At 72.2% G+C, this 26,672-nt stretch carries 26 protein-coding genes; 3 read left to right on the forward strand and 23 right to left on the reverse strand.

Annotated elements, in window-relative coordinates; genetic code table 11:
- Positions 1-336: 336 nt before the first annotated feature.
- The 8 genes from ACLJPY_RS05940 to hemL form a co-directional block, all read right to left on the reverse strand.
- Positions 337-1,785, reverse strand: a complete 1,449-nt coding sequence (locus ACLJPY_RS05940) for an AAA family ATPase (RefSeq protein ID WP_410587014.1) — start codon at positions 1,783-1,785, stop codon at positions 337-339.
- 76 nt (positions 1,786-1,861) lie between these two features.
- The gene (ccsB, locus tag ACLJPY_RS05945) at positions 1,862-2,830 is read right to left on the reverse strand and encodes a c-type cytochrome biogenesis protein CcsB (RefSeq protein ID WP_410587015.1); all 969 of its coding nucleotides are present in this window, start codon (positions 2,828-2,830) and stop codon (positions 1,862-1,864) included.
- Between the two features lie 3 nt (positions 2,831-2,833).
- Positions 2,834-4,429 (reverse strand): cytochrome c biogenesis protein ResB, encoded by a 1,596-nt coding sequence (locus tag ACLJPY_RS05950; protein ID WP_410587016.1) that lies wholly within the window; start codon positions 4,427-4,429, stop codon positions 2,834-2,836.
- Positions 4,426-5,199, reverse strand: a complete 774-nt coding sequence (locus ACLJPY_RS05955) for a cytochrome c biogenesis CcdA family protein (protein ID WP_410587017.1) — start codon at positions 5,197-5,199, stop codon at positions 4,426-4,428. The genes ACLJPY_RS05950 and ACLJPY_RS05955 overlap by 4 nt, the downstream gene beginning before the upstream one ends.
- Positions 5,200-5,837: 638 nt before the next feature.
- The gene (locus ACLJPY_RS05960; RefSeq protein ID WP_410587018.1) at positions 5,838-6,608 is read right to left on the reverse strand and encodes an aminoglycoside phosphotransferase family protein; all 771 of its coding nucleotides are present in this window, start codon (positions 6,606-6,608) and stop codon (positions 5,838-5,840) included.
- Positions 6,609-6,619: 11 nt separating this feature from the next.
- Entirely contained in the window at positions 6,620-7,183 is a 564-nt protein-coding gene (locus ACLJPY_RS05965) for a TlpA family protein disulfide reductase (RefSeq protein ID WP_410587019.1), read from the reverse strand.
- Positions 7,180-7,806: a histidine phosphatase family protein gene (locus tag ACLJPY_RS05970; RefSeq protein ID WP_410587020.1), complete on the reverse strand. Its 627-nt coding sequence runs from the start codon at positions 7,804-7,806 to the stop codon at positions 7,180-7,182. The genes ACLJPY_RS05965 and ACLJPY_RS05970 overlap by 4 nt, the downstream gene beginning before the upstream one ends.
- Complete coding sequence (gene hemL / locus ACLJPY_RS05975; protein WP_410587021.1) at positions 7,803-9,104, reverse strand: glutamate-1-semialdehyde 2,1-aminomutase; 1,302 nt, start codon at positions 9,102-9,104, stop codon at positions 7,803-7,805. The genes ACLJPY_RS05970 and hemL overlap by 4 nt, the downstream gene beginning before the upstream one ends.
- 60 nt (positions 9,105-9,164) lie before the next feature.
- On the opposite strand from hemL, the gene ACLJPY_RS05980 reads away from it, so the two are divergent.
- On the forward strand, positions 9,165-9,641 hold the full coding sequence (locus ACLJPY_RS05980; protein ID WP_410587022.1) for a TspO/MBR family protein: 477 nt from the start codon (positions 9,165-9,167) through the stop codon (positions 9,639-9,641).
- Here the strand turns inward: ACLJPY_RS05980 and ACLJPY_RS05985 are convergent.
- The 15 genes from ACLJPY_RS05985 to ACLJPY_RS06055 all read right to left on the reverse strand — a co-directional run bounded on the left by ACLJPY_RS05985 (position 9,638) and on the right by ACLJPY_RS06055 (position 24,377).
- Positions 9,638-10,219 carry a hypothetical protein gene (locus tag ACLJPY_RS05985; RefSeq protein ID WP_410587023.1) on the reverse strand — a complete coding sequence of 194 codons (582 nt, stop codon included), beginning with the start codon at positions 10,217-10,219 and terminating at the stop codon, positions 9,638-9,640. The two genes, ACLJPY_RS05980 and ACLJPY_RS05985, sit on opposite strands and share 4 nt — an antisense overlap.
- 11 nt (positions 10,220-10,230) lie before the next feature.
- Positions 10,231-11,433 (reverse strand): ABC transporter permease, encoded by a 1,203-nt coding sequence (locus ACLJPY_RS05990; protein WP_410587024.1) that lies wholly within the window; start codon positions 11,431-11,433, stop codon positions 10,231-10,233.
- Positions 11,430-12,143, reverse strand: coding sequence for an ABC transporter ATP-binding protein (locus tag ACLJPY_RS05995; RefSeq protein ID WP_410587025.1), 714 nt, complete (start codon positions 12,141-12,143; stop codon positions 11,430-11,432). The genes ACLJPY_RS05990 and ACLJPY_RS05995 overlap by 4 nt, the downstream gene beginning before the upstream one ends.
- On the reverse strand, positions 12,140-13,429 hold the full coding sequence (locus ACLJPY_RS06000; protein WP_410587026.1) for an efflux RND transporter periplasmic adaptor subunit: 1,290 nt from the start codon (positions 13,427-13,429) through the stop codon (positions 12,140-12,142). Before ACLJPY_RS06000 ends, ACLJPY_RS05995 begins: the two co-directional genes overlap by 4 nt.
- Positions 13,430-13,491: 62 nt before the next feature.
- Positions 13,492-13,830, reverse strand: a complete 339-nt coding sequence (locus ACLJPY_RS06005) for a hypothetical protein (RefSeq protein WP_410587027.1) — start codon at positions 13,828-13,830, stop codon at positions 13,492-13,494.
- A gap of 13 nt (positions 13,831-13,843) precedes the next feature.
- Positions 13,844-14,284 (reverse strand): hypothetical protein, encoded by a 441-nt coding sequence (locus tag ACLJPY_RS06010; RefSeq protein ID WP_410587028.1) that lies wholly within the window; start codon positions 14,282-14,284, stop codon positions 13,844-13,846.
- Complete coding sequence (locus ACLJPY_RS06015) at positions 14,281-14,817, reverse strand: hypothetical protein (RefSeq protein ID WP_410587029.1); 537 nt, start codon at positions 14,815-14,817, stop codon at positions 14,281-14,283. The genes ACLJPY_RS06010 and ACLJPY_RS06015 overlap by 4 nt, the downstream gene beginning before the upstream one ends.
- Positions 14,818-14,834: 17 nt before the next feature.
- Positions 14,835-15,806 (reverse strand): porphobilinogen synthase, encoded by a 972-nt coding sequence (hemB, locus tag ACLJPY_RS06020; RefSeq protein WP_410587030.1) that lies wholly within the window; start codon positions 15,804-15,806, stop codon positions 14,835-14,837.
- Between the two features lie 133 nt (positions 15,807-15,939).
- Positions 15,940-17,472 carry a uroporphyrinogen-III synthase gene (locus ACLJPY_RS06025; RefSeq protein ID WP_410587031.1) on the reverse strand — a complete coding sequence of 511 codons (1,533 nt, stop codon included), beginning with the start codon at positions 17,470-17,472 and terminating at the stop codon, positions 15,940-15,942.
- A gap of 119 nt (positions 17,473-17,591) precedes the next feature.
- The gene (gene hemC / locus ACLJPY_RS06030; RefSeq protein ID WP_410587599.1) at positions 17,592-18,521 is read right to left on the reverse strand and encodes a hydroxymethylbilane synthase; all 930 of its coding nucleotides are present in this window, start codon (positions 18,519-18,521) and stop codon (positions 17,592-17,594) included.
- Positions 18,522-18,541: 20 nt separating this feature from the next.
- Complete coding sequence (locus ACLJPY_RS06035) at positions 18,542-19,849, reverse strand: glutamyl-tRNA reductase (protein WP_410587032.1); 1,308 nt, start codon at positions 19,847-19,849, stop codon at positions 18,542-18,544.
- Positions 19,846-20,760 carry a redox-sensing transcriptional repressor Rex gene (locus ACLJPY_RS06040; RefSeq protein ID WP_410587033.1) on the reverse strand — a complete coding sequence of 305 codons (915 nt, stop codon included), beginning with the start codon at positions 20,758-20,760 and terminating at the stop codon, positions 19,846-19,848. The genes ACLJPY_RS06035 and ACLJPY_RS06040 overlap by 4 nt, the downstream gene beginning before the upstream one ends.
- A 241-nt stretch (positions 20,761-21,001) precedes the next feature.
- On the reverse strand, positions 21,002-22,558 hold the full coding sequence (locus ACLJPY_RS06045; protein WP_410587034.1) for a molybdopterin-dependent oxidoreductase: 1,557 nt from the start codon (positions 22,556-22,558) through the stop codon (positions 21,002-21,004).
- A 57-nt stretch (positions 22,559-22,615) separates the two neighbouring features.
- Complete coding sequence (locus tag ACLJPY_RS06050) at positions 22,616-22,855, reverse strand: glutaredoxin family protein (protein ID WP_410587035.1); 240 nt, start codon at positions 22,853-22,855, stop codon at positions 22,616-22,618.
- Positions 22,856-22,865: 10 nt separating this feature from the next.
- Positions 22,866-24,377 (reverse strand): AMP-binding protein, encoded by a 1,512-nt coding sequence (locus ACLJPY_RS06055; RefSeq protein WP_410587036.1) that lies wholly within the window; start codon positions 24,375-24,377, stop codon positions 22,866-22,868.
- Between the two features lie 314 nt (positions 24,378-24,691).
- Here ACLJPY_RS06055 and ACLJPY_RS06060 point away from each other — a divergent pair, with 314 nt between their 5' ends.
- Together ACLJPY_RS06060 and ACLJPY_RS06065 are read left to right on the forward strand one after the other, a co-directional pair.
- Complete coding sequence (locus ACLJPY_RS06060; RefSeq protein WP_410587037.1) at positions 24,692-25,384, forward strand: sigma-70 family RNA polymerase sigma factor; 693 nt, start codon at positions 24,692-24,694, stop codon at positions 25,382-25,384.
- Positions 25,385-25,499: 115 nt separating this feature from the next.
- A complete protein-coding gene (locus ACLJPY_RS06065; RefSeq protein WP_410587038.1) occupies positions 25,500-26,579 on the forward strand; it encodes a DUF5667 domain-containing protein in 1,080 nt (359 codons plus the stop codon).
- Positions 26,580-26,672: the final 93 nt, after the last annotated feature.

Below are 26,672 nucleotides of genomic sequence, written 5' to 3' on the forward strand. Positions count from 1 at the left end.
CAACCGCCTCAAACGCCACCGCGGGGTGGCCACCCGCTATGACAAACTCGCCGCCCGCTACGAAGCCACCATCCACATCGCCGCCATCAACGAATGGCTCTGACCCACTTCGATACAGGCCCTAGGCCGCCCTTTACCTTCACCGGACCCGGAACCCGCGTGATCCGGCCCGTCACCACCGTGACCGGGCCCGTGACTCGCGTGATTCAGGCCGTGACTCGCGTGATCGGAACCGTAACTCGCGAGTTCCGGCCCCGATCACGCGAGTTACGTCCCTGATCACGCGAGTCACGGGCCTGATCACGCGGGTTACGGCTTCGATCACGCGGGTTCGGGTCAGCGGTAGCCCTGCGAGAGCGGGGTGGCGAAGCCGTCGGCGACCGTGGCCGCCAGTTCCAGCAGGGCCAGGCGGGTGTCGCCGGACAGGCGGTCCAGCTCGATCTCCGCGCCTTCCTCCAGGTGCGGGTCGAACGGCACCTTGCAGACCGCCCGGACCTTCGCGCCGAAGTGCGCCGAGAGCTTGTCGAGATCGACCGAGCCGCCCTTGGGCCGCACCGAGTTGATCACCGCGACCGAGCGCTTGACCAGCTCGCCGTAGCCGTGGGCCTCGAGCCAGTCCAGCGTCGCCGAGGCGCTGCGGGCGCCGTCGACCGAGCCGGAGGAGACCACGACCAGCGCGTCCGCGCCGTCCAGGACGCCCTTCATCGCCGAGTGCATCAGGCCGGTCCCGCAGTCGGTGAGCACGATGTTGTAGAAGTGCTCCAGCAGGTTGACCGTGCGCCGGTAGTCGTCCTCCGAGAAGGCCTCCGACACGGCCGGGTCCTGCTCGCTGGCCAGGATTTCCAGCCGGCTCGAGCCCTGGGACGTGTACGACCGGACGTCGCTGTACCGCGTGATGCGCGCGGCATCACGCAGCAGGTGGCGCACGGTCGCGGTGGTCTCCAGCGGGATCTTCTGCGACAGCGTGCCGCGGTCGGGGTTGGCGTCGACGGCGACGACGCGGTCGCCGCGCAGGGACGCGAACGTCGAGCCCAGCGTCGTCGTCACCGTGGTCTTGCCGACGCCGCCCTTGAGCGACAGCATCGCGATCTTGTAGCACCCGCGCAGCGGCTGGTTGACCCGCGCGATCAGCTCGCGGCGGCGGGTGTCCGCCGGGCTCTCCCCCGGGTTGACCAGCTTCCCGGTGCCGACGTAGAGCGCCTTGCGCCAGCCGGACTGCGGGGGCCGCCGGGTCTGCTTGACCAGGTGGGCGGTCGAGAGGTCGTGGCCGTGCCCCGGCTGCGGGGCCGCGTGCCGACCGCCCTGGGGCTGCGGCAGCCCGGACGGCTGCTGCGGGTACTGGGCGTGCGCCTGGTACTGCTGCGCCGGGTCGCCGTACTGCGGCTGCAGCGGCGGCAGGTTCTGGTCGTAGCCGTACGGCATCTGGTGCGGCCCGGACACGGCCGGGTTCGGCACCTGGTGCGGGCCGGACACCGCCGGGTTGGGCACCTGATGCGGCCCCGACGCCGCCGGGTTCGGCACTTGATGCGGCCCGGACACCGCCGGGTTGGGCACCTGGTGCGGGCCGGACACCGCCGGGTTGGGCACCTGGTGCGGGCCGGACACCGCCGGGTTGGGCGGCGGCGCCACGGCCTGCGTCGGCTGCACGTCGAACGCCCCCGACGCCTCGGGGTGCGGGTGCGAGTCCGTCCGATCGTCGGCGAACAGGCCCGGCTGCGGCGCGGCGACGGCCGGGTCAGCCTGTTCGCGGTGGCCAGGAGCCGATTCTTCGCTGGGTCCGGTCACCGGTGAAAACCTCCACGCGCTCCGCCTGACACTCGGTCCCCCGGTGTCGACGGTAGTCGGCGTTCGCGCGGGGTGCTCAGCCCACCCCGGCGTAGGAGTGCAGGCCCGCGGTGACGAGGTTCACGAAGAAGAGGTTGAAGACGATCGCGGCGAACCCGACGATGTTGATGGCCGCGGCCCGGGCGCCGCGCCAGCCCGCCGTCGCCCGCGAGTGCAGGTAGGCCGCGTAGACCACCCAGGCGATGAACGCGACGGTCTCCTTGGGGTCCCAGCCCCAGAACCGGCCCCACGCCGACTCGGCCCACACCGCGCCGCAGAGGACGCCGAAGGTGAACACCGGGAAGGCGAAGATGGTCGTCCGGTAGGCGATCCGGTCGAGGACGTCAGCCGCGGGCAGCTTCGAGGCGAAGCGGGCGAACTTCGTGGCGTCCTTTTCGTGGGCCGCGCGGAACAGGTACAGCACGCTCGCGACGCCCGGCACCAGGAAGACGCCGGACCCGATGATGGCCGCCGAGACGTGGATGACCAGCCAGTACGACTGCAGCGCGGGCTGCACCGGCGCCGCGGTCGTGTACAGCAGCGTGCCGTTGATGAACATCAGGATGACGACGGGCAGCAGCAGGAAGCCGGTGAGGTGCCGGACCGGGAACTTCGACATGACGATCAGCCAGGTCAGCACCGTGATGAAGGTGACGGCCATGCCGTACTCGTACATGTTGCCCCAGGGCGCGCGGTGCACGGCGAGCCCGCGCAGCACGATCGCCGACAGCTGCAGCAGCGCGCCGAGCACGAGCAGCGACGCACCCATCCGGCCGATCCGCTCGGGGCGGCCGACCTCGCGCTGCGCGGCCGGCACGTCCTCGACCGGCGGCCCGCCGGCGCCGACGAGCTCGCGGGCCCGCAGCTTGGCGCGCTCGGTGGCGAGCCGTCCCTTCGCGCCGAAGCCCTGCTCGATCAGGGTGAACATCAGCGCGACGACGTAGATCGCCGCGGCGGTGGTGTACAGCCAGTCGCTGTAGGTCGACAGCGTCTCGTTGATCGGCATGCCTCAGCCCTTCTGCCCACTGATCAGGCGTTCGCTGACCCGGTGGAACTCTTCGCCGTACCCGGCCTGGTCCGTGCGGGCCAGCCCGGCGACCTCGATCACGGTACCCGGGTCGTCCGCGGTCCCCGGTTTCACCCGCACCCACAGCCGTCGGCGCTTGACCAGCAGGGAAGCGCCGAGGCCGAGGAACATCGTGATGGCGAAACCGAGCACGAACCCCTGGGTGGGGTCGTGGGAAACCTGCAGGGAGACCCACTGCCCGACGCCGTCGAAGCGGACCTTCGTGCCGTCGTCGAGCTTGATCTCCTGGCCCACCTCCAGGTTCTGGCGGGCGACCTTCTTCAGCCTGCCGTCGTCGACGAGCGACTGGTCGACCTGGAACACGGATTGGCCGCGCCCGGCGTCGAGGCCGAGGTCACCGCGCAGGACGTCGACGGCCACCGCGGGGTCCTTGGCCTCCGGCGCCGACGACGTCAGGACGCTGCCGTGCAGGAACGCGGTCGGCGCGAACAGGCCGGTGACGGCCAGCTGCCGGGTCCGCCGCTGGACCTCGTCGGTGATGCCGGGCTGGTCGAACTTGGTCGCGCCCTCGGCGAGCATCGTGGTCGGGTCGACCGTGCGCCACTGGGTGTCCTGGGTGCGCTGGGACCCGTCCGGGAAGGTCACCGTGAACTTCGGCGAGTAGCCGTGCCCGAGCAGGTAGACGCGATCGCCGGCGGTGCGCAGCGGCGAGTTGACCTCGAGGCCGTACGGCCGCCAGGTGTTCGTGTCCAGGTCCGCGCCCGACTGGTACTCGATGTTCGAGTGGTAGTAGTCCGGCTGGCCGGACTCGGTGTAGCGCGCGGTGAAGTCGTTGACCTTGACGCAGAACGGGTCGAGGTCGGTGCCGTCGACGCGCAGGCCCGCGTTGAAGGAGTCGTAGTTGTAGATGCCGGCGTTGCAGAAGGTGCTGCCGTCGGCCTGGACGATGACCTGGCCCTCGTAGCCGTAGAGCTTGCCGAGGGCGAAGAACACGATCAGGCCGAGCATGCTGAAGTGGAAGAGCAGGTTGCCGGTCTCGCGCAGGAAGCCGCGTTCGGCCGAGATGGTGCGGACGCCATCGGCTTCTTCGCGCTCGACGCGGCGCCAGCCGGAGAGTTGCTGGTGGACGGCGGCGATCTCGGCGGTGACGTCGGTCTTGCCCCGGCCGAGCCGGTAGTGCGGCATCCGGGCCAGGTTGCGCGGGGTCAGCACCGGCTTGGCGCGCATCGCCTTGGCGTACTCGAAGCTGCGCGGGGTGAGGCAGCCGACGAGCGAGACCATCAGCAGCAGGTAGATGGCCGAGAACCAGATGCTGGAGTAGACGTCGTAGAACTCGAGCTTGTCGAGCAGCGTCCCCCACCACCCGTGGGCGGTGATGTACTCGTCGACCTTGGGGGCGTTCAGCTTCCGCTGCGGCAGCAGCGCGCCGGGCAGGGCGGCCAGCGCGAGCAGGAAGAGCAGGACGAGCGCGGTGCGCATCGACGTCAGGCCGCGCCAGGTGTTGCGGAGGAAGGCGATGGTGCGCCTCGCGGGCGTCGGGCCCTGCGGTGCCTTCGGGGGCGCTTCCGTGGTCGTCACAGCGGCAGCTCCAGGTTGACCGCGAGTTCGTTGCGGAGCCAGCCCATCAGGTCGCCCCACACGCCGGTGACCAGCAGGATCCCGACGATCATCAGCAGGACCCCGCCGAAGATCTGCACCTGCCGCCCGTGCCGGCGCACCCAGTCGGTGGCCCGCACGGCCCACCGGGCGCCGAGCGCGATGAGCAGGAACGGCAGCCCGAGCCCGAGGCAGTAGACGGCGATCAGCAGGTACCCGCGCGCCGCGGCCCCGCCGGTGGCGCTGGCCAGGGTGGTGACGGCGGACAGCGTCGGCCCGATGCACGGCGTCCAGCCGAGGCCGAAGACGGCCCCGAGCAGCGGCGCGCCCCAGATCCCGCCGCGCGGGACGTGGTGCGAGCGCACCTCGCGCTGCAGGCCGGGGATCCAGCCGAGGAAGACGAGCGCCATGGCGATGGTGAGGACGCCGCCGATGCGCTGCAGGAGGTCCTGGTTGAGGGTGAGGGTCGCGGTCAGCCAGACGAGCGTCCCGAGCGTGGCGACGAAGACGACGGTGAACCCGAGGACGAAGAGCAGAGCGGCCCCGACGACGGCCCACCGGCCATTCTTGCGCTCTTCACCGGCCCGGACGGCGGGCGCATCGGCCCCGACGAGCGCGGCGAGGTAGGCGAGGTAGCCGGGAACGAGCGGCACGACGCACGGCGAGGCGAAGGAGATGGCCCCGGCCAGCAGCGCAACCCCGGCCGCGAGCAGCAGCGGTCCGGAGATCGCCAGCTCGGTCACGGAGTTCACTCCGTTGAGGGTAGGCAGTGAGGTCCTGGTGAGAACGCCGGGGCCGCCTCACAGGACCTCGGTCACAGCACTTCAGGACCTTGGTCCCGCTGGTGCCGCCGGCATTCGGGCGGTTTGCCGGGCGCGGGTCGACGGGTGGGTGCAGGTTCTTCCACAGCGTGGCCAGGTTGTGGACAGCTGGGTCGTCCGGCCCGCGATTCGCGGGTTCTGTCGTGTCCCGCCGATAGACTGGACCGGGGCGGCTCCCCCAAGGGAAGGGCGGGCGCCGCTGCCCGGGTCGACCGGATACGCCTGGCGGATCCGCCTCGTCGCTTTGATCCACGACGCCGTCCTCGCGCTGCCCGGACCGACCGAATCAGCTCGGCCAATCCGGCTTACCGGCTCTGATCCACGACACCGCCCTCAGCTGCCCGGGCGCCCGAGCCGGCCTCACCGGTTTTGATCCGCGACACCGTCCTTGCGCTGCCCGGACCGACCGGAATCAGCCCAGCCAATCCGGCCTCGCCGCTTCAGTCCACGACGCCGTCCGCGTGCTGCCCGCGCCGATCGGGACCAGCCCAGCCAATCCAGCCCACCGCTCCTGATCCACGACACCGCCCTCGCGCTGCCCGCCCTCCCAGGCCGCTCGAGCCGGCGAGTCATTCGAACAGGTGCCGGTGCGTCCGGCTCCACTCGCACCGGGCCGCCAGCTCGTCGAGGTAGCCCTCCGCCACCCACCCGGCCTGCGGCTGATCACCCCGCTCCGCCGCCCGCCGGACCTCCGCCGCCCCGGTCCGCTCGACGTCGAGCACCGCGTCGACCAGTCCCGTCGTGGACGAGAGGCCGTAGGCCGCCGCGACCAGCTCCAGCCGGCGGCGCCGGTCGGGCGGTGCCGGATGACGGAGGCTGCGGCGGCATTCGGTGTCGTCCCGGAACGGTGCGACGTACTCCAGCGCGTAGGCGACGTCGTGGAGCCGGGCGCCCGGGCGGGCGTAGTCCCAGTCGAGGATCCCCACCGGCCGGTCGCCGCGCCAGACGGTGTTCCACGGGCCGAAGTCGCCGTGGCAGATCACCTCGTCGTCGCCGATGGCGGTCGCGCCGGTGAACCACGCGAGGTCCGCCGGCGGCCGGAAGCCGGCCACCGCGTCGTGGTAGTCACGCAGGAGCCGCGCGAACGCGGTCAGGCCGGCGTCGCCGACGACCTTGGCCCAGCCGTCCGGGCCGGACTCGCCCGGCAGGTAGCTCAGCACTTCGCGGCCTTCGTCGTCGATGCCCAGCACCCGGGGCGCGGCGGGGAAGCCGACCTCCGCCAGGTGCCGGAGCAGCGCGTGGACCGCGGGTGTCCACGGGTGCACCGGACGGCGGACCGTGTCGCCGACGCGGACGACCCGCCGGTGCGGGTTGTCCTGCAGCACTTCCTCGGTCGCCATGCGACCCCCGATCAGGCCTCGGCGGCCAGCCGCTGGGTCACCGGGAGCACGTCCTGGGCCAGCACCGGTCGCAGGAACACCGCCGCCACGCGGTGCTGCTTGTCCAGCACGATCGTCGACGGGATGATGTTGCGCGGGTACCCGCTCAGCTTCAGCAGCACCCGGCCGTCCGGGTCGTAGATCGACGGGTACGTCAACCCGCGGTCGCGGACGAAGTCCTGGGCCACCTCGCGCGCCGGGTCGCGGACGTCGATGCCCACCACCTGCGCGCCCTGCTTCGCCAGCGACTCCATCTCCGGCGCCTCGGTCCGGCACGGCCCGCACCACTGGCCCCACAGGTTGAGCACCACGGCCTTGCCCGCGTAGTCCGCCAGCGACAGCTGCTTGCCCTCGTTCATCAGGTCCTCGCCCGCGAGGACCGGGGCCGTCTGGCGGTCTGCCGCCTCGTACGTGATGTCGATCTTGCCGCCCGGGGACACGAAGCTGAAGCTGCTCCCCTGCACCACCGCGTCCTTGCCCGCGCTGCAGCCGGCCAGGGCCAGCGCCGCGGCCAAGCCGGCGACCAGCCGTTTCATGCCCCGGTCACCTTCGGGTCGGTGGCGCCCGCTGGCTCGCTGTAGACGATCTCGCGCAGCTCGTCGGCCTCGAACACCAGCGACGTCAGGGACGCCAGGGAGCACTGGCGGCGCCGCGGGTCATGCCAGAGGCGCTTGCCCTCGAGGAACCGCCGCAGCGTCCAGATCGGCAGCTGGTGCGACACGCAGAGCGCTTCGTGGCCGAGCGCCGCTTCGCGCGCCCGGTGGACCGCGCCGAGCATCCGGTGGGCGATCTCGATGTAGGGCTCGCCCCACGACGGCTTGAACGGGTTCACCAGCTTCGGCCAGTGCTGCGGCTCCCGCAGCGCGCCGTCGCCGACCGCCACGTGCAGGCCTTCGAACTGGTTGCCCGCCTCGATCAGGCCTTCGTCGGTCGCGATGTCGAGCCGGTGGGCCGCCGCGATCGGGGCCGCCGTCTCCTGCGCCCGCTGCAGCGGCGACGCCACGACGTGCACGAGGTCGTGCCCCGCGACGGCCTCGGCGACCGTCAGCGCCTGCCGCTGCCCGCGCTCGGAGAGCCGGTAGCCGGGCAGGCGGCCGTACAGGATCTTCGACGGGTTGTGCACTTCGCCGTGACGCAGCATGTGGACGACGGTGGTCACTGAACGGCCCCCGCCGCCGCGCGCGCCGCCGCGGGCAGCGCCGCTTCGATCACCGAGAACGCTTCGTCGTCCATCGCCGCGTTGACGAACCACGCCTCGTACGCGCTCGGCGGGCCGTACACGCCTCCGTCGAGCAGCGCGTGGAAGAACGCCGGGTAGCGCCACGTTTCGGACGCCTGCGCGCCGGCGTAGTCACGGACCGGCGCGTCGCCGAAGAACACGCTGACCAGGTTGCCCGCGTACTGGACGTTGTGCGCAACCCCCGCTTCGCTCAGAGCCGCGTGGAACAGGTTGCCGAGGCGCTTCGCGTTGGCGTCGAGCGCCGCGTACACGGCGTGGTCGGCCGCGCGCAGCGTCGCGAGGCCCGTGGCCACCGCGACGGGGTTCCCCGACAGCGTCCCGGCCTGGTAGACCGGGCCACCCGGAGCGAGCTTGGCCATCACGTCGGCGCGGCCGCCGAACGCCGCGGCCGGCAGCCCGCCGGACATCACCTTGCCGAACGTGTAGAGGTCGCCGGCCACGCCTTCGAGGCCGAACCAGCCCGCGTGCGAGACGCGGAACCCGGTCATCACCTCGTCCATGACCAGCAGCGCGCCGTGCTCGTGGGCGAGTTCGCGCAGCCCCGCGTTGAAGCCGTCGGCGGGCGCGACCGCGCCCATGTTGCCCGCCGCCGCTTCGGTGATCACCGCGGCGATCTCGCCCGGGTTGTCCACAAAGGATTTCCGGACGGCGTCGAGGTCGTTGTAGGGCAGCACCAGCGTGTCCGCGGCCTGGGCGCCGGTGACGCCCGGCGACGTCGGCAGCCCGAGCGTCGCGACGCCGGAGCCTGCCTGGGCGAGCAACGCGTCGACGTGACCGTGGTAACAGCCGGCGAACTTCACGATCTTCGTCCGGCCGGTGAACCCCCTGGCCAGCCGGATGGCGCTCATCGTGGCCTCGGTGCCGGAGTTGACGAGGCGGACCTGCTCGACCGGCTCGACCCGGCCGATGATCTCCTCGGCCAGCTCCACCTCGCCGATCGTCGGCGTGCCGAACGACAGCCCGGACGTCGCCGCCGTGCGCGCCGCCTCGACGACCGCCGGGTGCGCGTGGCCCAGGATCATCGGGCCCCACGACGACACCAGGTCGACGTAGCGGTGGCCGTCGGCGTCCCACAGGTGCGGGCCCTCGCCGCGGACCATGAACCGCGGGGTGCCGCCGACCGAGTTGAACGCCCGCACCGGCGAGTTCACCCCGCCCGGGATGGCCGTCTTCGCGCGGTCGAACCACGCCTTGGACTGCTCGGTTCCAGTGCTCACCTGTTCAGTGTCCCAAACCCGCCTAAGATGGCGGGCAGCCGCCCGGGAGGGGAACAACCGGTGACCGAACGCGCCCCGCACCGCAACCAGTGGGTCGTGCTGGCCGGCTTCGTGGGCGTCGTCACCGTGGTGGCCGTGGTCGGCGCGCTGGCCGCGACGTCGGCGCGGGAGGTCTACGCGCGGCTCGAGCAGCCGTCGTGGGCGCCGCCGCCGTCGCTGTTCGGTCCGGTGTGGACGGTGCTCTACCTCACCATCGCGGTGGCCGGCTGGCTGTACTGGCGGACCGACGGCGAAACGCGCGGGTTCGCCGCCTACGGCATCGGCCTGCTGTTCAACCTGCTCTGGACACCGCTGTTCTTCGAGAGCGGCGCGGCCAGGGTCGCGCTGGCCGACATCGTGCTGCTCGACGTCGTGGTCGTGGTGACGATCGCCCTGTTCGGCCGCCGGTCGAAGGCCGCCGCCGCGCTCCTGGTGCCCTACCTCGGCTGGCTCCTCTACGCGACGGCGCTCAACACCGCGATCGTCGTCCTCAACTAGCGGCCGGCCTGCTGGGTGATGGCCTGCGCGGTCACCGTGCCGTCGCTGCCCGCCTGGCCCTGGACGACGACCGTCGCGCCCGGCTCGAGATCCGCCAGCTTGCCCGGCTGGGTGACCCCGACCGTGGTGGAGTCCGATGTGGACACCTTGACGTCGGTGCCCTGCGCGGTCTTCACGTACACCGTGGTGCCGTCGACGTGGTCGACCGTGCCCGTGGGGCCGCGGCCCCCGCGGAACCCGCCGCCCTGCTGGCCGGTGCCGCCCTGCTGGCCGGTCCCGCCCGCCTGGGCACCGCCGAAGCCACTGCCCTGGCGGCCGGGTGCCGACGGCGTCGAGGAGCCGAACGCGGCGTGCGTCCAGGCCCCGCCGCCGAAGGCGATCGCGAGCACGACGAGCCCGGCGAGCACCAGCGTGGTGCGCGAGAACGGTTTCGCGGCGCGGCGCATCTCGGCGTTGAGGTCGCCCTCGACGGCCGGGCTGGCGACGATCTGCTCGGCAGTCGGCTCCGCGGCCGGCTTCACGGCGGGCAGGATCGCCGTCGGCTCGTCCCCCGGCGGGGTCGTCGTGTGGGTGGACATGCGGGAACTCCTTATTCGTGACGCAGGGCGTCGATGGGCCTCAGCTTGGCGGCCCGGTTCGCCGGGAAGCTGCCGAAGAACAAGCCGATCAGGGCGGACACCGCGAAGGCGAGCAGGATCGAGGAGGGCACCACGACGGGTTTGATCCCCGAAATGGTGAACCGGCTGCCGATCAGCCCGATCGCCACGCCGAGCAGCCCGCCGAACAGGCTGAGCATGGTCGCTTCGGCGAGGAACTGGCCGAGGATGGCCGAGCGCGGGGCGCCGATGGCCTTGCGGATGCCGATTTCGCGGATCCGCTCGGTCACCGTGACGAGCATGATGTTGGTGACACCGATCCCGCCGACCAGCAGCGAGATCGCCGCGACGGCGGCCAGCAGCACGGTGAACGTCTGGGTCGCCGACGTCCGGGTCGCGAGCAGCTGCTCGGAGTTCTGGATCTGGTAGTCCGGCGTCCCGCCGAGCCGGATGCCGTGGCGGGCGTTCAGGATCGCGGTGATCTCCGACTGGGCCAGCGAGACGGAGTCCGCGCTGGTGGCCTGGACGGCGATCTGGCTGAGGTTGCCGTACCCGGCGAGGGAGTTCTGGACGGCCGAAATCGGCGCGATGGCGACGTCGTCGGCGTTCTGGAGGCCGGTGCTGCCCCGGGCCTGCAGCACGCCGATCACGGTGAACTGGATGCTGTTCAGCAGCACGTTCCTGCCGACCGGGTCGGCGGTGCCGAAGATCGACTCCGCCGTGGTCGGGCCGAGGACGACGACCTTCCGCGCGGTGCTGACGTCCTCGGTGGTGAACAGCTGACCCTGTGCGAGCTCGCGGTTGGTCGTGGTGAAGTACGCCGGTTCGGTGCCGGCGACGCTGGAGATGTCGTAGGACGTCTGCCCGTAGGTCGCGGTCGCCGTCGTGTTGACCACCGGCGAGGCGGCCTTGACGTCGGGGGCGCCGACGGGGTCGACGAGCGCGTGCGCGTCCTGGACGGTCAGCGGCCGGGCCGTCGCACCCTGCCCGCCACCGCGCGCCGGCGAGACGTTGACGACGTTGGTGCCGAGCCCCTGGATGCTCGCCGCGATGGCCGCCGACGCGCCGTTGCCCACCGCGACCAGCAGGATCACCGCGGCGACGCCGATGGTGATGCCGAGCGTGGTGAGGGCCGAGCGCAGCTTGTTCGCGGTGAGGCCGCGGACGGCGAACCGCAGGATTTCGAGGAGGTTCACGAGACCGCTCCGACGGTGCCGGTCGTGCGCGTCACTTCGTCCGACACGATCAGCCCGTCGTCGACCCGGACCACGCGGTGCGCGTGCTCGGCGACCTCGTCCTCGTGCGTGATGACGACGATGGTCCGGCCGAGGGAGTTGAGCCGGTCGAACACGCCGAGGACGTCCTCGGTGCTGCGCCGGTCGAGGTTGCCGGTCGGTTCGTCGGCCAGCAGCATCGCCGGGCCGGTGACCAGCGCCCGCGCCACCGCGACGCGCTGGATCTGCCCGCCGGAGAGCTCGCTCGGCAGGTGCTTGGCCCGGTCGGACAGCCCGACCATTTCCAGTGCGGCGAGCGCCCGGCGGCGGCGCTCGGCCCGCCGTAGTCCACTGTAGACCAGTGGAAGCTCCACATTGGACAGCGCCGATGTCCGGGGCACCAGGTTGAACGACTGGAAGATGAAGCCGATCTTGCGGTTGCGCAGCAGCGCCAGTTGCCGCTCGTTCAGCTTCCCGACGCCGAACCCGTCGAGCAGGTACCGGCCGGACGTCGGGACGTCCAGGCAGCCCAGCATGTTCAGCAGCGTCGACTTCCCCGAGCCGGACGCGCCCATGATGGCGACGTACTCACCGGGCCACACGGTGAGGTCGACGCCGCGCAGCGCGTGCACCGCCGTCTCGCCGGCCCCGTAGGTCTTGCGCAGCCCGGAGACCGCGATCACCGGGTTCATCCGCGCCCGCCGAAGCCGCCGCCGGTGCCCGTCCCGCGCTGACCGCCGCCCGGGAACCCACCGGTGCCCCCGGTACCGGGGAACCCGCCGGTGCCGCCGGTACCACCCGTGCGCCCGGTGCCGCCGGTGCCGGTCGTGGCCGTGCCGGTGAGCACGACGTTGTCGCCTTCGGACAACCCGGAGGTGATCTGGACGGTGGCCTCGCCGCGCAGCCCGACCTGCACCTGGCGCGTGACGTTCTGGCCGTTCTCCTGCAGGGTGACCAGGTTGGTGCCACCGGCGGTTTGCACCGCCGCGGCCGGCACGCTCAGCGCGTTGTCCGCCTCGGCGACGGTGATCACGACGCTGGCCGACTGGCCCGGCCGCAGCCCGTCCGGCGGGCTGGTCAGGGCCAGCTGGGCGCCGTAGGAGACGACGCTGCCGCTCGTGGTCGGGGTCAGGTTGACACTCGATACCGTGGCCTGGATCGGCTTGTCCGGCAGGGCGTTGAGCGTCACCGTGGCCTTCTGACCCGCCTTGACCTTGCTGACGTCGATCTCCGCGACCGAGGTGTTGACGACCAGGCCGGTCAGGTTCGTGATGGTGATGAACCCCGAGCTGCTACTGCTGCTGCTCGAGGCCGCGGCGCCGGAGTTCGAAGCCTGGCCGCCTTGGCCGCTGCCGCTGCTGCCGGTGCTCGACGACTGCGCCGCGGACGAGCCGCTGGACGACTGCTGCCCGACGGCGCCGTTGATCGCGGTGACCGTGCCGGCGCCGGGCGCGTACAGCACCGTGTTGTCGAGGGCCTGCTGTGCGGTCTGGACGTCGAGCTGGGCCTGGTCGAGCTTCGCCCGCGCGGAGGTGACGCTGTTCGCCGCGTTGGTCTGGGCGTTCTGGGCGTTCGGCCCGGTGGCCGGGGTGTTCTCGGCCGTCTCCGCGGTGTCGAGGGTGTCTTGGGCGACGGCGAGGTTGGCCTTCGCGACCTGCAGCTGCTTCGACGCCTGGGTGCCGTCGACGGTGGCGAGCTTCTGCCCGGCGCTGACCACGTCCCCGACCTTGACGTCGATGGAGGTGACCTTGCCCGCCGTCGCGAAGTTCGCGGCGCCGGTGTAGCTGCTGGCCAGCGTCCCGGCGGCGGAGACGGTTTCGGTGACCGTGGTCCGGCGGACCGGGGTCGTGCGGCTCTGGGCCTGCGCCGAACTCGGTGCCGGGGTGAATGCCTGGTATATCCCGAATCCCGCCCCGGCCAGCACTACCACCAGAGCTCCGTTGATCAGCCATGCCTTCGAGGCACGCACGCGCGTCATGCGGCAACTTTGGTGCCGGTGCTTAGCAATTGACTGTTCGTAACCTGTGCGCCAGCTGTGTATCAGGCGCGGGGCTTGGCACTCCGCGCACGGATCGCGAGCGAGAGCTGACGCACCGCGTCGACCAGCAGCAACGCGGCCACGGTGCCCAGTCCGATGGCGGCGGCGAGCAGCCCGCCGAAGTACCGGTGCGACTCCAGCACGGCGCCGTCGTCGGTCCGGGTGACGACGCTGGCGACGCTGTTGTGCCAGCAGGCGTAGGCGGCCCACCCGGCCGCCACGGCGAGCAGGACTTCCAGGGCGGCGACGAGCCCCCGCCACGGTTTGTGCAGCCGCGCGGGCGAGCCGGGTTCTTCCGGCGGCCAGAGCTCGGTCCCGGTGGGCTGCGGAAGGTCGATCACGGAACCGATTTTCTCATGCTTCCCGCGGCGTCGCCCGGACGAGCCGGTCGAGCGCGTCCCGCAGCGCCTCGATGTCCTTCGCCCACGCCAGTGCCACCGTGTCGTCGGCCAGCCGGACCGGCAGCGAGTCGTACTTCCGCGGTACCGACCAGCCGCCGCCGAGCACCCGGGCACCCACCGGGGCTCCGACGTCCGTCACCGACGCGATCTCCGCCGCCGGCACCTTCTCCCGGCCCTGCCGCAGCTGCTCGGTCGTCACCTCGAGCGAGAGGAACCGGCGCCGCGCGTACACCCACGGCATCGTGATGACGCACAGCCCGACCCCGACCAGCAACCAGCCCACGACGTGCACCGGCCCGCCGGTGACGAGCTCCGCGAGCGCACCCACCAGCGCGAACACCGGGCCCCAGGCGATCGCGCCCCAGCTCACGCCGGACTCGGCGTAAAGCCTCACGGCTTCTTGCCGACCTTGGGGAAGTAACCCGACACCGAAGGCAGGTACAGCAGCACCAGCGCGATGACGAACAGCAGCACCGCGACGAGCGTCAGGTACGTGAGCACCGGCGCGAAGGTGAAGATCAGCAGCACCATCACGATCGGCAGCACGGTGAGCACCGTCCGGGCCGAGCGGGTGCCTTCGCGGGCCTTGTACGCGAAGAGCAGGAACAGCAGCGTGAACACGACCGAGCCGGCGAGGAGGAACCACAGCATCGCCGTGACGCCGTCCGCGATCATCTGCGGCGAGATCTTCGGGTCGGTCGTCCCCTTGACGTACCGGTCGATGACCGCGGACTTGCCCGCCATCAGCTGGACGTACCCGAGGACCAGGAGCACCCCGCCGGCGAGCCACAGCCAGAACGACACTGCCACCGGACGCGGCGGCTTGGCCTTCGGGGCTTTCGCACCGGGCAGCACCGGATCGGGTGAGCGGCCGAGCTTGCGCCGTTCGTCGTCGGTCAGACCGGTGAGGTCCGCTTCGTCTTCCACGCGTGGACTCTAACGGGTCAGTCCAGCCAGGCAGCGGCCTCCGCGGCCCAGTAGGTGAGGATCAGGTCGGCGCCCGCGCGGCGGATCGACGTCAGCACCTCGAGGACGGTCCGCTCGCGCTCGAGCCAGCCGTTCGCCGCGGCGGCCTCGACCATCGCGTACTCGCCCGAGATGTTGTACGCCGCCACCGGGACCGGCGAGATGTCGGCCGCCGCCTTGATCACGTCGAGGTAGGACAGCGCCGGCTTGACCATGATCATGTCCGCGCCCTCGGCGAGGTCCAGCTCGATCTCGCGCAGCGCCTCGCGGCCGTTGCCCGAGTCCTGCTGGTAGGTCTTGCGGTCGCCCTTGAGCTGCGAGTCGACGGCCTCGCGGAAGGGGCCGTAGAACGCGCTGGCGTACTTCGCGGAGTAGGCGAGGATCGCCGCGTCCTTGTGCCCGACCTCGTCCAGCGCGCGGCGGATGACGCCGATCTGGCCGTCCATCATCCCGGACGGCCCGAGCACGTGCGCCCCGGCTTCGACCTGCGCGACGGCCATCTGCGCGTAGATGCTCAGGGTGGCGTCGTTGTCGACCACGCCGTCGGCGTCGAGGACGCCGCAGTGGCCGTGGTCGGTGAACTCGTCGAGGCACGTGTCGGCCATCAGCACGGTGGCGTCACCGAGCTCGTGGCGCAGGTCGCGCAGGGCGACGTTGAGGATGCCCTTCTCGTCGACCGCGCCGGAGCCCTCGGCGTCCCGCTTCGCCGGGATGCCGAACAGCATGAGGCCGCCGACGCCGGCGTTGACCGCGTCGACGGCGGCCTTCCGCAGCGTGTCGCGGGTGTGCTGCACGACGCCGGGCATGCTCGAGATCGGCCGCGGCGCGTCGATCCCTTCGGCGACGAACATCGGGAGGATCAGCTGGCGTGGCCGCAGCGTCGTTTCGCCCACCAGCCTGCGCATGGCCGGGGTGGTGCGAAGCCTGCGGGGACGATGCTCGGGGAACACCCTTACCAAGTTACTCCCGCGCTGATCGCCCGGGTTCCGCAAGGGTGCCCACTAGCCCGCCCGGACCAAAGCGCCCCAAGGCGGCCTTGGTTGCGTCACACGCACCGAAGGCCGCCTTGGGGCGCTTGAGACTTCAGGAGCGGCGGGCCCGCTTCGCCTTGCGCGGCGGCGGCAGGGCGCCTTCCGCGCGAAGCCGGGCGGCATGCTCGGCCAGGGCGTCCACCAGGTGCGGGACGTCCGCCTTCTCCGGCTGGACGTCGACCCGCAGCCCGAACTCCACCGCGGTCTCGGCGGTCTTCGGGCCGATGCACGCGACCAGCGTGCGGGTGTGCGGCTTGCCGGCGATGCCGACCAGGTTCCGCACGGTCGAGGACGAGGTGAAGCAGACCGCGTCGAAGCCGCCGGTCTTGATCATCTCGCGGGTCTCGGCGGGCGGCGGGGCGGCCCGGACCGTGCGGTACGCCGTCACGTCGTCGATCTCCCAGCCGCGCTCGCGCAGGCCCGCCGACAGCGTCTCGGTGGCGATGTCCGCCCGCGGCAGCAGCACGCGGTCGACCGGGTCCAGCACGTCGTCGTACGGCGGGAACTCGGCCAGCAGCCCCTCGGACGACTGCTCACCCGACGGGATCAGCTCCGGGATGATGCCGAACGAACGCACCTTCGCCGCCGTCGATTCACCCACACAGGCGATCTTCACGCCGGAGAACGCACGCGCGTCGAGCCCGAACTCCTCGAACTTCTCCCACACCGCACGGACCGCGTTGGTCGAGGTGAAGACGATCCACTGGTAGCGGCCGTCGACCAGGCCCTTGACCGAGCGCTCCATCTGCGCCGGGCTGCGGGGCGGCTCGACCGAGATGGTCGGCACCTCGTGCGACGTCGCGCCGTGGCCGCGCAGGCGCTCGGCCATCTCGCCGGCCTGCTCCTTGGTGCGCGGCACCAGGACCTTCCAGCCGTACAGGGCCCGCGACTCCCACCACGACAGCTTCGAGCGCTGCCCGGCGGCCTGGCCGATCGTGACGATCAGCGGCCCGACGAGCTCGCCGGCGTCGTTGGCCAGCTTCTCGAGCGTCGTGTCGAGGGTGCGCTGGGTGTTGATGGTGCCGTTCGCGGTCACCGCGACCGGGGTGGACGCCGGGACGCCGTTGCCGGTCAGCGCCGACGCGGCCTCGGCCAGGTGCGCCGACGACGCGTGCAGCACCAGCGGGCCGGGCGCGGCGGCCAGGGCCGCCCAGTCGACGTCGCCGCGGACGTCGACCTCGGTGTGCGTGCCGCCCAGCGCGACGCCCGCGTACGCCGGGACGGCCGCGGCCGGGGAAACCCCCGGGATGACGTCGAACACGGCGCTCGTGCGCGCGACCGCCTGGACCTCGGCCACCACGGCCGGGGTGGTCAGCGGGTCGCCCGCGACCAGGCGCAGCACCAGCCGGCCGGCCTTGGCCTCGGTGGTCAGGTCCTTGGCGACCTCGGCGGCCTCGCCGACGGCGGGCCGGACCTCGGCGCCTTCGGCGGCCATGGCCAGCACGGCCTGCGGCACGTCGGGGTCGGTCACCACGACCTCGGCCTTGGTCAGCAGCTCCTGGGCACGGACCGTGAGCAGGCCGGCGTCGCCGGGGCCGGAGCCCACGAACGCGACGCGCCCGGTGGTCTTTCGCGCGGGGGTCATCTGTGCGTTTCTCCTCTTGCGGCGGCCGTGCCCGATCGCCAGGCCGCAGGTCTCCTACAAATGTCTTTTCGAAGCACTCTTTTCAGAGCTACCGCCTTGGAAAAGCGCTCGCGAGAGCGCTATCGAGCAGGGCCGGACAGGACTCCGGCGCCCAGGTCCAGCAGCTCGGCGGCCAGGTCCTTGCCCAGCTGGGCGGCCTGGTCCTTGTCGGCCAGCGCGGAGGCCCGGACCATGTCCACCGCGCCGTTCTCGCCTTCCGCGGCGGCGGTGCCGCGCAGCGAGATGCGTTCCACGACCTTGCCCTCGGCGTCGAGATCTTCGACGATCTCGGCGAGCGCGCCCACCGGCGCGCTGCACCCCGCCTCGAGCGCGGCCAGCAGGGCCCGCTCGGCCGTCACCGCGGCCCGCGTGCCCTCGTCGTCCAGAGTGGACCGGAGCAGCTGCTCGAGGTCCACGTCGTCGGTCCGGCACTCCACCGCCAGCGCGCCCTGGGCGGGCGCGGGCAGCATCTGGATCGGGTCGAGGGTCTCGGTGATCACCTCGACCAGTCCGACCCTGGCCAGTCCGGCACGCGCCAGCACCACGGCATCGAGCTCGCCGTCGGTCACCTTCCGCATGCGGGTGTCGATATTGCCGCGGATCGGCACGATTTCCAAACCGAGACCCAGCGCGTGCAGCTGCGCGGTGCGCCGCGCCGCGCCCGTACCCACCTTCGAACCCGGCGGCAGCTCACCCAGCGTGAGCCCGTCCCGCGCGATCAACGCGTCCCGCGGGTCCTCGCGCGGCGGCACGGCGGCCAGCGTGATGCCGGGTTCCGGCGCGGTCGGCAGGTCCTTGTACGAGTGGACGATGACGTCGACCTCGCCGCGCAGCAGGGCTTCGCGCAGCGCGGAGGTGAACACGCCGACGCCGATCGTCGCGATCGGCGCCAGCGACTTGTCGCCGGGCGTGGTCACCTTGACGATCTCGACCTCGACGCCGGTGGCGCGCAGGGCGTCGGCGACGATCCCGGTCTGGGTGAGCGCGAGCTTCGAACCGCGCGTGCCCATGCGAATGACTCTGGTCACCACTACTTCTTCTCTGCGGGGGGCTTGGGGCTCGCGACCGCGGCGGGGGCCTGCGGGTCGAGGCAGAACAGTTCGCGAAGGGCGTTCGCGTAGTCGGTTTCGGCCGTCTCGGCGGCCAGCTGCTTGACCCGCACGGTCGGTGCGTGCAGCAGCTTGTCGACCACCCGGCGGACCGTGCGGCCGACCTCCTCGCGGACGGCACCGTCCAGGTCCGGCAGCCGGTTGTCCAGGCGCAGGAGCTCGGCGTCGACGACCTCGGCGGCGCGGCGGCGCAACGCCGTCACGGTCGGGGTCACCTCGGCGCTGCGCTGCCCGGCGAGGTAGTCGCGCACCTCGTCGAGGACGATCCCGGTCGCCTTGGCGGTCTGGCGCTCGGTGGTCGGCGTGCCCGCCTCCCGCATCCGGCGCTGGACGGTGGCCAGGTCGACGACCCGGACGTCCGCCAGCTCGCCGACCTCCGGGTCGACGTCCCGCGGCAGGCCGAGGTCGCAGACGACGAGGGCGCGGCCGCCGCGGGGCAGCACGTGCTCCGGGGTGAAGACGGCGTCCTGCGCGCCTGTGCAGCAGATCACGACGTCGGCGTCCCGGACCGCGTCGGCCACGGCGGACAGCGGGACCGCCCGGGCCGGCACGCCCTGCTCGGTGACGTTGGCGGCGAGGCGGCGGGCGCGGGCGTCGGTGCGATTGGCCACGGTGATCTCGCCGATCCCGGCCTTGCGCAGCTGCGACGCGCTCAGCGCGCCCATCGAACCGGCCCCGACGATGACGGCGTGCTTGCCGGTGACGTCCCCGGCCGCGGCGAGCGCTTCGGACACGACCGACGCGCCGAGCTGGTCCAGCCCGGTCTCGGAGTGCACGCGCTTGCCGACGCGCAGCGTCGTCTGGATCAGCTCGTGCAGGGTGCGGCCGACCGTGCCGGCTTCGCGGGCGGTGGCGTAGGCCGAGCGGATCTGGCCGAGGATCTGCGTCTCGCCGACGACCATCGAGTCCAGGCCCGAAGTGACCGAGAACAGGTGCTCGACGGCGGCGCCGGCGTAGTGCACGTACAGGCTGTCGTAGAGCTCGGCGGGCGCCATCCCGGCCTGGCGGGCCAGCACCTCGGAGACGTCGTTGAGCCCGCCGTGGAAGGCCTCGACGACCGCGTAGACCTCGATCCGGTTGCACGTCGAGACGAGCATGACCTCACTGACGTGCTCGGCCTGCTGCAGCTCGTCGAGCACCTTGCCGATCTCGGGCGCGGGGATCGCGACGCGCTCGAGCGTGCTCAGCTCCGCACTCCGATGCGAAAGACCGACCGCCAAGACGCTCATGAGCGCACCACCATTTCCCGTCCGCCGTCCGGACCCGAGCCGTTCCGCCTGCCGTTCCCATTCTCGGCTGGGAGAACCGCACCGGGTAGTCCGGAATTGCCCTGATTCCCGGCGGCGTCATCCGCGCGGCGGGCCACATGGAACGAGAGTATCTGCAGCTCCACGGCCAAATCTACTTTCCGAACCTCAATGTGAGCGGGAACCTGCAGCACGACCGGCGCGAAGTTGAGGATGCACTGGACACCGCCCGCGACCAGCCGGTCGCACACCGACTGCGCCGCGGTGGGCGGGGTGGCGATCACGCCGATGGAGATCCCGCGCTCGGCGCAGATGCGCGGGATGTCGTCCATGTGCGAGACCGGGAGGCCGCCGACCGGCACGCCGATCAGGTCCGGGTCCAGGTCGAACAGCGCTTCGACCGGGAAGCCGCGCCCCGGGAAGCCGCCGTAGTTGGCCAGCGCGTGGCCCAGGTTGCCGATCCCGACCACGGCGACCTTGTGCTGCCGGGTCAGCCCGAGGATGCGTTCGATCTGGCTGACCAGCACGCCGACCTCGTAGCCGACGCCGCGCGTGCCGTAGGAGCCCAGGTACGAGAGGTCCTTGCGCAGTTTCGCGGAATTGACGCCGGCGGCCTGCGACAGCTCTTCGCTCGAAACGGTCGTCGCGCCCTGTTCGGACATCCCGGACAGCACGCGGAGGTAGACGGCGAGCCGCGCGACGGCGGCCTCGGGAATGGACTTCGCCCGGACGGCCTCGGGGGCGTCCCCGTTGCGGCCCGGCTCACCCGCGGGTACCGCGGGCATTTCGGCGGTCGGGGCGTTGTCGGCGTCCGGGCCGGCCGGACGGCGGGAGCGCCGGGGCGCCCGGCCCGGGGAGTCCGCCGCGTCGCGCCTCCCCCGCTCTGTCACCACGCCGTCGTCTCCTGCCCGCTGTGCACCCGGCGGCCATCGCCACGGCCGTACCGAACTGTGTCTTGACCCCGGTCTCGGAGTCCGGTTCGATGCCGGACGCCCGGGGGCGATGGCCCTACGGTAGACCACTTGTGAACGCAGGCACAAAGTCACAGGTCGGAGGCGGTTCCGGGGCCGTCGGCACGCGCCGGAGATCACGACACCGCGTCAGAATCCTTGTCCGGCAAGCGGTTCGCGCGCCTCAGCGGGCGTCGAGGGTGACCGAGTGCCAGCCGGTGGCGCCGTCCGGGACGGGGTCCGCGCGGTTCTCCGTCTGCGTGTAGCCGTCCTGGTCGGTCGCCCGCACGGATGCCTGGTGCGTGCCCTTCGGCACGTCGAGTTCGATCCACCACATCCGCCAGGTGTCCTTGCTCACCTCGGCCGACAGCGTCGCTTCCCGCCACTCGCCCTGGTCCAGCCGGACCTCGACCTTCGCGATGCCGGTGTGCTGCGCCCAGGCCGTGCCGGCCAGCCGGACCTTGCCCGCCGTGACGCCCGCGAACCCCTTGGGCGTGTCGATCCGCGATTCGGTCTTGATCGGCGCCTGCTCGGCCCAGCCGCGGCTCAGCCAGTAGGCCTGCCGGTCATCCCACCGGGTGAATTCGAGGGACTGGACCCACTTCGTCGCCGACACGTAGCCGTACAGGCCGGGGATGACGATCCGCGCCGGGAAGCCGTGCTCGACCGGCAGCGGTTCGCCGTTCATCCCGATCGCCAGCATCGCGCCGCGGGTCCGGTCGAGGGCCACGTTCGCCGGGGTGCCGCACGTCCAGCCGTCGACGCTGGTGGCGAACATCTGCTGCGCGCCCGCCTGCACGCCCGCTTCGTCGAGCAGGTCGGCGAGGTCGACGCCGAGCCAGGCCGCGTTCGAGATCAGCGGGCCGCCGACCTCGTTGGACACGCACGTCAGCGTCACCCGGCGCTCGACCAGCGGCCGGTTGCGGATGTCGGCGTAGGAGAAGGTGACCTCGCGGTCGACCATCCCGTGGATCTTCAGGCTCCAGTCCTCGGTGCGCAGCTGCGGCACGACCAGCGCGGTGTCGATGCGGTAGAAGTCCGCGTTCGGGGTGAGGAACGGCGGCGAGCCGAGCTTGGCGAAGTCGGCGTCCGCGGGCAGCGGCGGCGCGGTGCGCGCGGGGACGAGCGGCCCGATGGCGGCCCGCGAGTCCTCGGCGTCGGAGCTGGTCCCGGCGACCTGGCCGACGACGGCCGCGAGCCCCGACCCCGCGGCGACCCCGACCCCGGCCCGCAGGAACTTCCGCCGGTCGAAGCCCCGGTCGTGGCCGACGTCGACCGGTAGCGCGATCCGGTGCAGCCCGGTGAACACCGCGAGCCCGGCGACCAGGGCGGCGATCGGCGCCAGCAGCGAAATCTGCCCGAGGTCGCTGCGCGCGTACACCGCGGCGACCCCGGCCGCGCCGAGCAGGAAGACGAGCACCTGCCCGGCCCGCGGCGTCCGGCGCGAGAGCTGCCCGGCCAGCAGCGCGAGCAGCACCAGCACCACCGCGAGCCCGATCTTGAGCACCGGCTTGTCCCAGGTGCCCAGCGTCCGCTCGGCCCACTTCACGATCGCCGTCGGGCTGTGGTCGACGACGTAGTTCGCCACCGCGATGAACGGCGACGCCGTGTACCCGACGAAGCCGGCGACCAGGTGCCCGACGCCGAGCGCCGCGGCCAGGGCGAGGAGCCCGATCAGCGTCGCGACCGGCAGCGAAAGCCGACGGGGTGCTTCGGGCGGCGCTTCCTGCAGAGTGCTCACGCCTCCATCTTCGGAGCGGCGCCGCCGGACGGCTGCCCGATCCGGCTTACGGACGTGTTACGGCTGCAGCGCGCGCCGCAGCCGGTCCTCCTCGACGCGCCAGTACCCGTGCTCGGCGCCGTCGATGAGGATCACCGGGACGCGGTCGCCGTACTCCGCGCGCCACTCCGGGTCGGTGTCGACGTCCTCGGCCTTCCAGGCGACGCCGAGCTCGCCGCAGATGCGGGCGACGTCGGCCTCCGCGACCTCGCAGAGGTGGCAACCGTCCCGGCCCATCACCGTCACTTCGTGCGCCATGGCGTCCTTACTACCGCAACCGCAGGCGGCGCAGCTTGCCGGTGGCCGAATGCGGCAGCGACTCGGCGAACTCGACCAGGTGCGGCACCTTGTAGCCGGCCAGGTGGGCGGCGCAGTGGTCGACGACCTGCTGCTTGGACAGCGCCGCCCCGGCCGCCGGCACGACGACGGCCTTGACCGCCTCCCCGCTGCGCTCGTCGACCACGCCGACGACGGCGGCCTCGGCGACCTCCGCCAGCTCGTCGATCACCGCTTCCACTTCGCGCGGGAAGACGTTGAAGCCGTTGACGATGATCAGGTCGTTGGCCCGGTCGACCAGGTGCAGGTCGCCGTCGACGTCGAGGTAGCCGACGTCGCCGGTGCGGAACCAGCCCTCGGCGTCGGGCCCGTGGTCGCCGTCGGGCCAGTAGCCGGAGAACAGGTTGGCGCCGCGGATCGACACCAGCCCGGTCTCGCCTTCGGCCTCGAAGACGTCGTCGACGTCGTCGGGGTCGAGCGGCACGGCCTGGTCGGTGCCGTCGCTGTCCACCAGCCGCAGCTCGATCCCGGGCAGCGGGCGCCCGACCGAGCCCGGCTTCGGGTAGCCGGTGACCAGCGTCGACGTCACCACCGGCGCGCACTCGGTGAGGCCGTAGCCCTCGTAGACGTCGAGGCCGGCGGCCTCCCGGATCGCGGTCAGCACCTTCGGGTGCAGGGGCGCGGCGCCCGAGGTCAGCCGGCGCACGGTGGCCAGGCCGCGGCGGAGCTCGTCGGCGCCGAGCGCGGCGAACTCGCCGTACATGGTCGGGACGCCGGTGATCGAGGTGACGCGGTGTTCGGCGCAGTCGTCCAGCGTGCGCTGCGCCTCGAACCGCTCCGAAAGGACCGCGGTCGCCCCGGCGGCGGTGGCCTGCAGGAGGCCGGGCCCGAGGCCGTAGACGTGGAAGAGCGGGATGGTGATCAGCACGCGGTCGTCGTGTTCGAGGACGCCGTCGACCCCGCTGATCTGCTCGAGGTTGGCCAGCAGCGCGCGGTGCGACAGCATCACGCCGCGGGGCGGCCCGGTCGTGCCGGAGGTGTACGAAACGACCGCGATGTCCTCGCCCGAGCGGCCGGCATCGACGAATTCGGCTACTCCGTCCGGGTCACCCGCGGGCGTGAGACCGCTCACGCCGTCCGGGAGCTCGTCCTCGGCGTCGCGTTGGACGACGACCTTCGCCCCGCTGTGCTCGAGCAGCTTCGTGAGCTCCGGCCCGGGTACCTGCGGCGACAGCGGCACGACGATCGCACCGGCCCGCAGCGCGCCGAAGAAGGCGACCACGAAGTCCACCGACGTCGGCAGCCGCAGCGCGACCCGGTCGCCGGGCCCGACCCCGGCGTCCGCCAGCGCGCGGGCCTGGGCCTGGGCGGCCGCGTCGACCTGGCGGTAGGTCAGGCCGCGTCCGGTGCCGGTTTCGAGCACGGCCGGGTGCTCCGGCCACGTCGCCGCGGCCCGTGTGAGCAGCCCGCCGACCCCCGGCTGCGTCCCCTCTGGAGCACTCACCCGCGACCTGCCTTCCTTCGCCTGGCGTGAACCGTTGCAAGTCTGTCATCTGAAGCGACGTCATGGGTGCCGACCGCGAGCGTCGCGTCTGCGCAACCCCGGAACCACTACCTACTTCGCGGTAACAACACGTATGCTGCACTGCGTCGCGCCGGTGTCGTTGATCACCGCCGCGACCGGAGAGAGGGAGTCGCCGTGAGGAACTTGCCTGCCCACGAGGTCGTGGGGCACGCGAGCCGGCAGGCCCCTGCTCGCCGGTGCTCCGGGGGTTCCGTGGCCCGCAGGGCCAGCTTCGCCGCCGGAGGTGCCGCCCGATGACCGTCCCGACCGCCGTGAGCCGCGGGCCCGTCTTCATGTTCGCCGAGCGCGTCTTCGGCCGGACGTCCGCCGTGCCGTTGAGCAGGCAGGCGGCCGACGACGAGCGCGCCGAGGCGGCGAAGGCCGAGGCGTGGGACCTGGTGCGGGCCGCTCAGGACGGCGACTCGTCCGCCTTCGGCCGCCTCTACGACCGGTACGTCGACGTCGTCTACCGGTACGTGCTGTTCCGGCTGGGCGACCGCGACCTCGCCGAGGACGTCACCAGCGAGACGTTCCTGCGCGCGCTGCGCCGGATCACGTCGGTGAGCTACCAGGGCCGTGACGTCGGTGCCTGGTTCGTCACCATCGCCCGCAACCTCGTGCTCGACCACGTCAAGTCGAGCCGGTTCAAGCTCGAAGTGGTCACCGACGAGGTGACCGAGCCCGGTTCGGCGCCGTTCAGCGTCGGCGCGGCCACCCAGGTCGGCCCCGAGCAGGAGGCGATCAGCCGCGCCACCCGCGCCGAGCTGCTGCGCTGCGTCGCGGAACTGGGCGATGACCAGCGGGAATGCATTGTGCTGCGGTTCCTGCAGGGCCTGTCGGTGGCCGAGACGGCCGAGATCATGAACCGCAACGAAGGGGCGATCAAGGCGCTGCAGCACCGCGCCGTACGCCGATTGGCACAACTGCTGCCCACCGGATTGCGCTGAACCCGCGAACTTTTCCGTTCGTCGGCCGAAACCGGTAACCCTCACGGCTGCTGGATCGTTACCCCACGCAGACCGGTGTCAGGACCGGCCGTGGCCCGGGATGGAGAGCAGCGCCGTGAGGTTTGCGCGTGAGCGTGCCGAGAGCGAGCGGTTCGCGCGTGCCCTGGAACCGTCGCCGGTACGCCGGGACAGCGAGTTCGCCGACGAGCTCGCCCTCGTCGGCGCCCTGCGCGACCTCGGCGCGGCCGGGGCCCCGGACCTGGAGACGCGGCAGCGGATCCGCGCGGAGATCGCGGGCCGCCTCGAGACGGCGGCGGCCACCACCCCACGTCGGAGGTGGCGGCCGCGGACCGCCGACCTGGTGGCCGCCGCGCTCTTCCTCTTCCTCGTCCTCGCGGGGCTGACGCTGGTGCTCTCACGCACGGCGCTGCCCGGCGACCCGCTGTACGGCGTCAAGCGGGCCGGCGAGTCGACCGCGCTGAGCCTGACGTTCGGTGACCAGGAAAAGGCGCGCAAGCACCTGGAGTTCGCGACCAACCGGATCACCGAGCTGGGCGAGCTGGCCGCCGAAGGCGCCGGCGCCGCCGACTACCGGACCGCCTACGACGACTTCGCCGCCGATCTGCGGGCCGGCGTCGCCGAGATGTCGGCCGCCGCGACCAGCGACGGCGGCGGCACGCAGGCGCTGTCCGACGTCCGGCTGTGGGCGCGCAACCAGGCGTCGAGGCTGTTCGCGCAGCCGCTCCCGGCGGACGCGGCGCCGGTGTTCGGCAACGTCCGCGACCTGCTGGGCAAGGTCCAGGAGCGCGCGAGCGGCCTGGTGGCGCGGATGAGCTGCTACCAGATCACCACGGGCGCGTCGGACGAGCTCGGCCCGCTCCCGGCGAGCGGCGAGTGCACGCAGCGGCCCGCCGGCCCGGCGTCCGGTGACCATCCGACGTCGGCCTCGGCGTCGGTCGCGCCCCCGCCGGCCGGCAGCACTTCGCCGGCGCCGACGGGCACGCAGCTGCCGCCGTCGGACGCCGCGGCGACACCGGGCATCCCGGCGCCGACCGGCGGGGTGACACCGCCGCCGGTGCTGGGCCCGCCGTCGCCGACGACCAGGCCACCGGCGCCGACGACCACGTCGTCCCAGCCGCCGCTGATTTCGCTCCCGCCGCTGTTGCCGGGCCTGCCGCCGATCGTGATCGGCTGAGGTCACCTGCGACGGGGCGGTGGGCGGCTCGCTACGCTGTGCAAAGGACCCGGATTTTCCCGGCCGCCGGGAAGTGACGTGGAGGCGGTGTGC

It is taken from the genome of Amycolatopsis sp. lyj-23 (assembly GCF_046549135.1).
In the GTDB taxonomy this organism is placed as follows: Bacteria; Actinomycetota; Actinomycetes; order Mycobacteriales; family Pseudonocardiaceae; genus Amycolatopsis.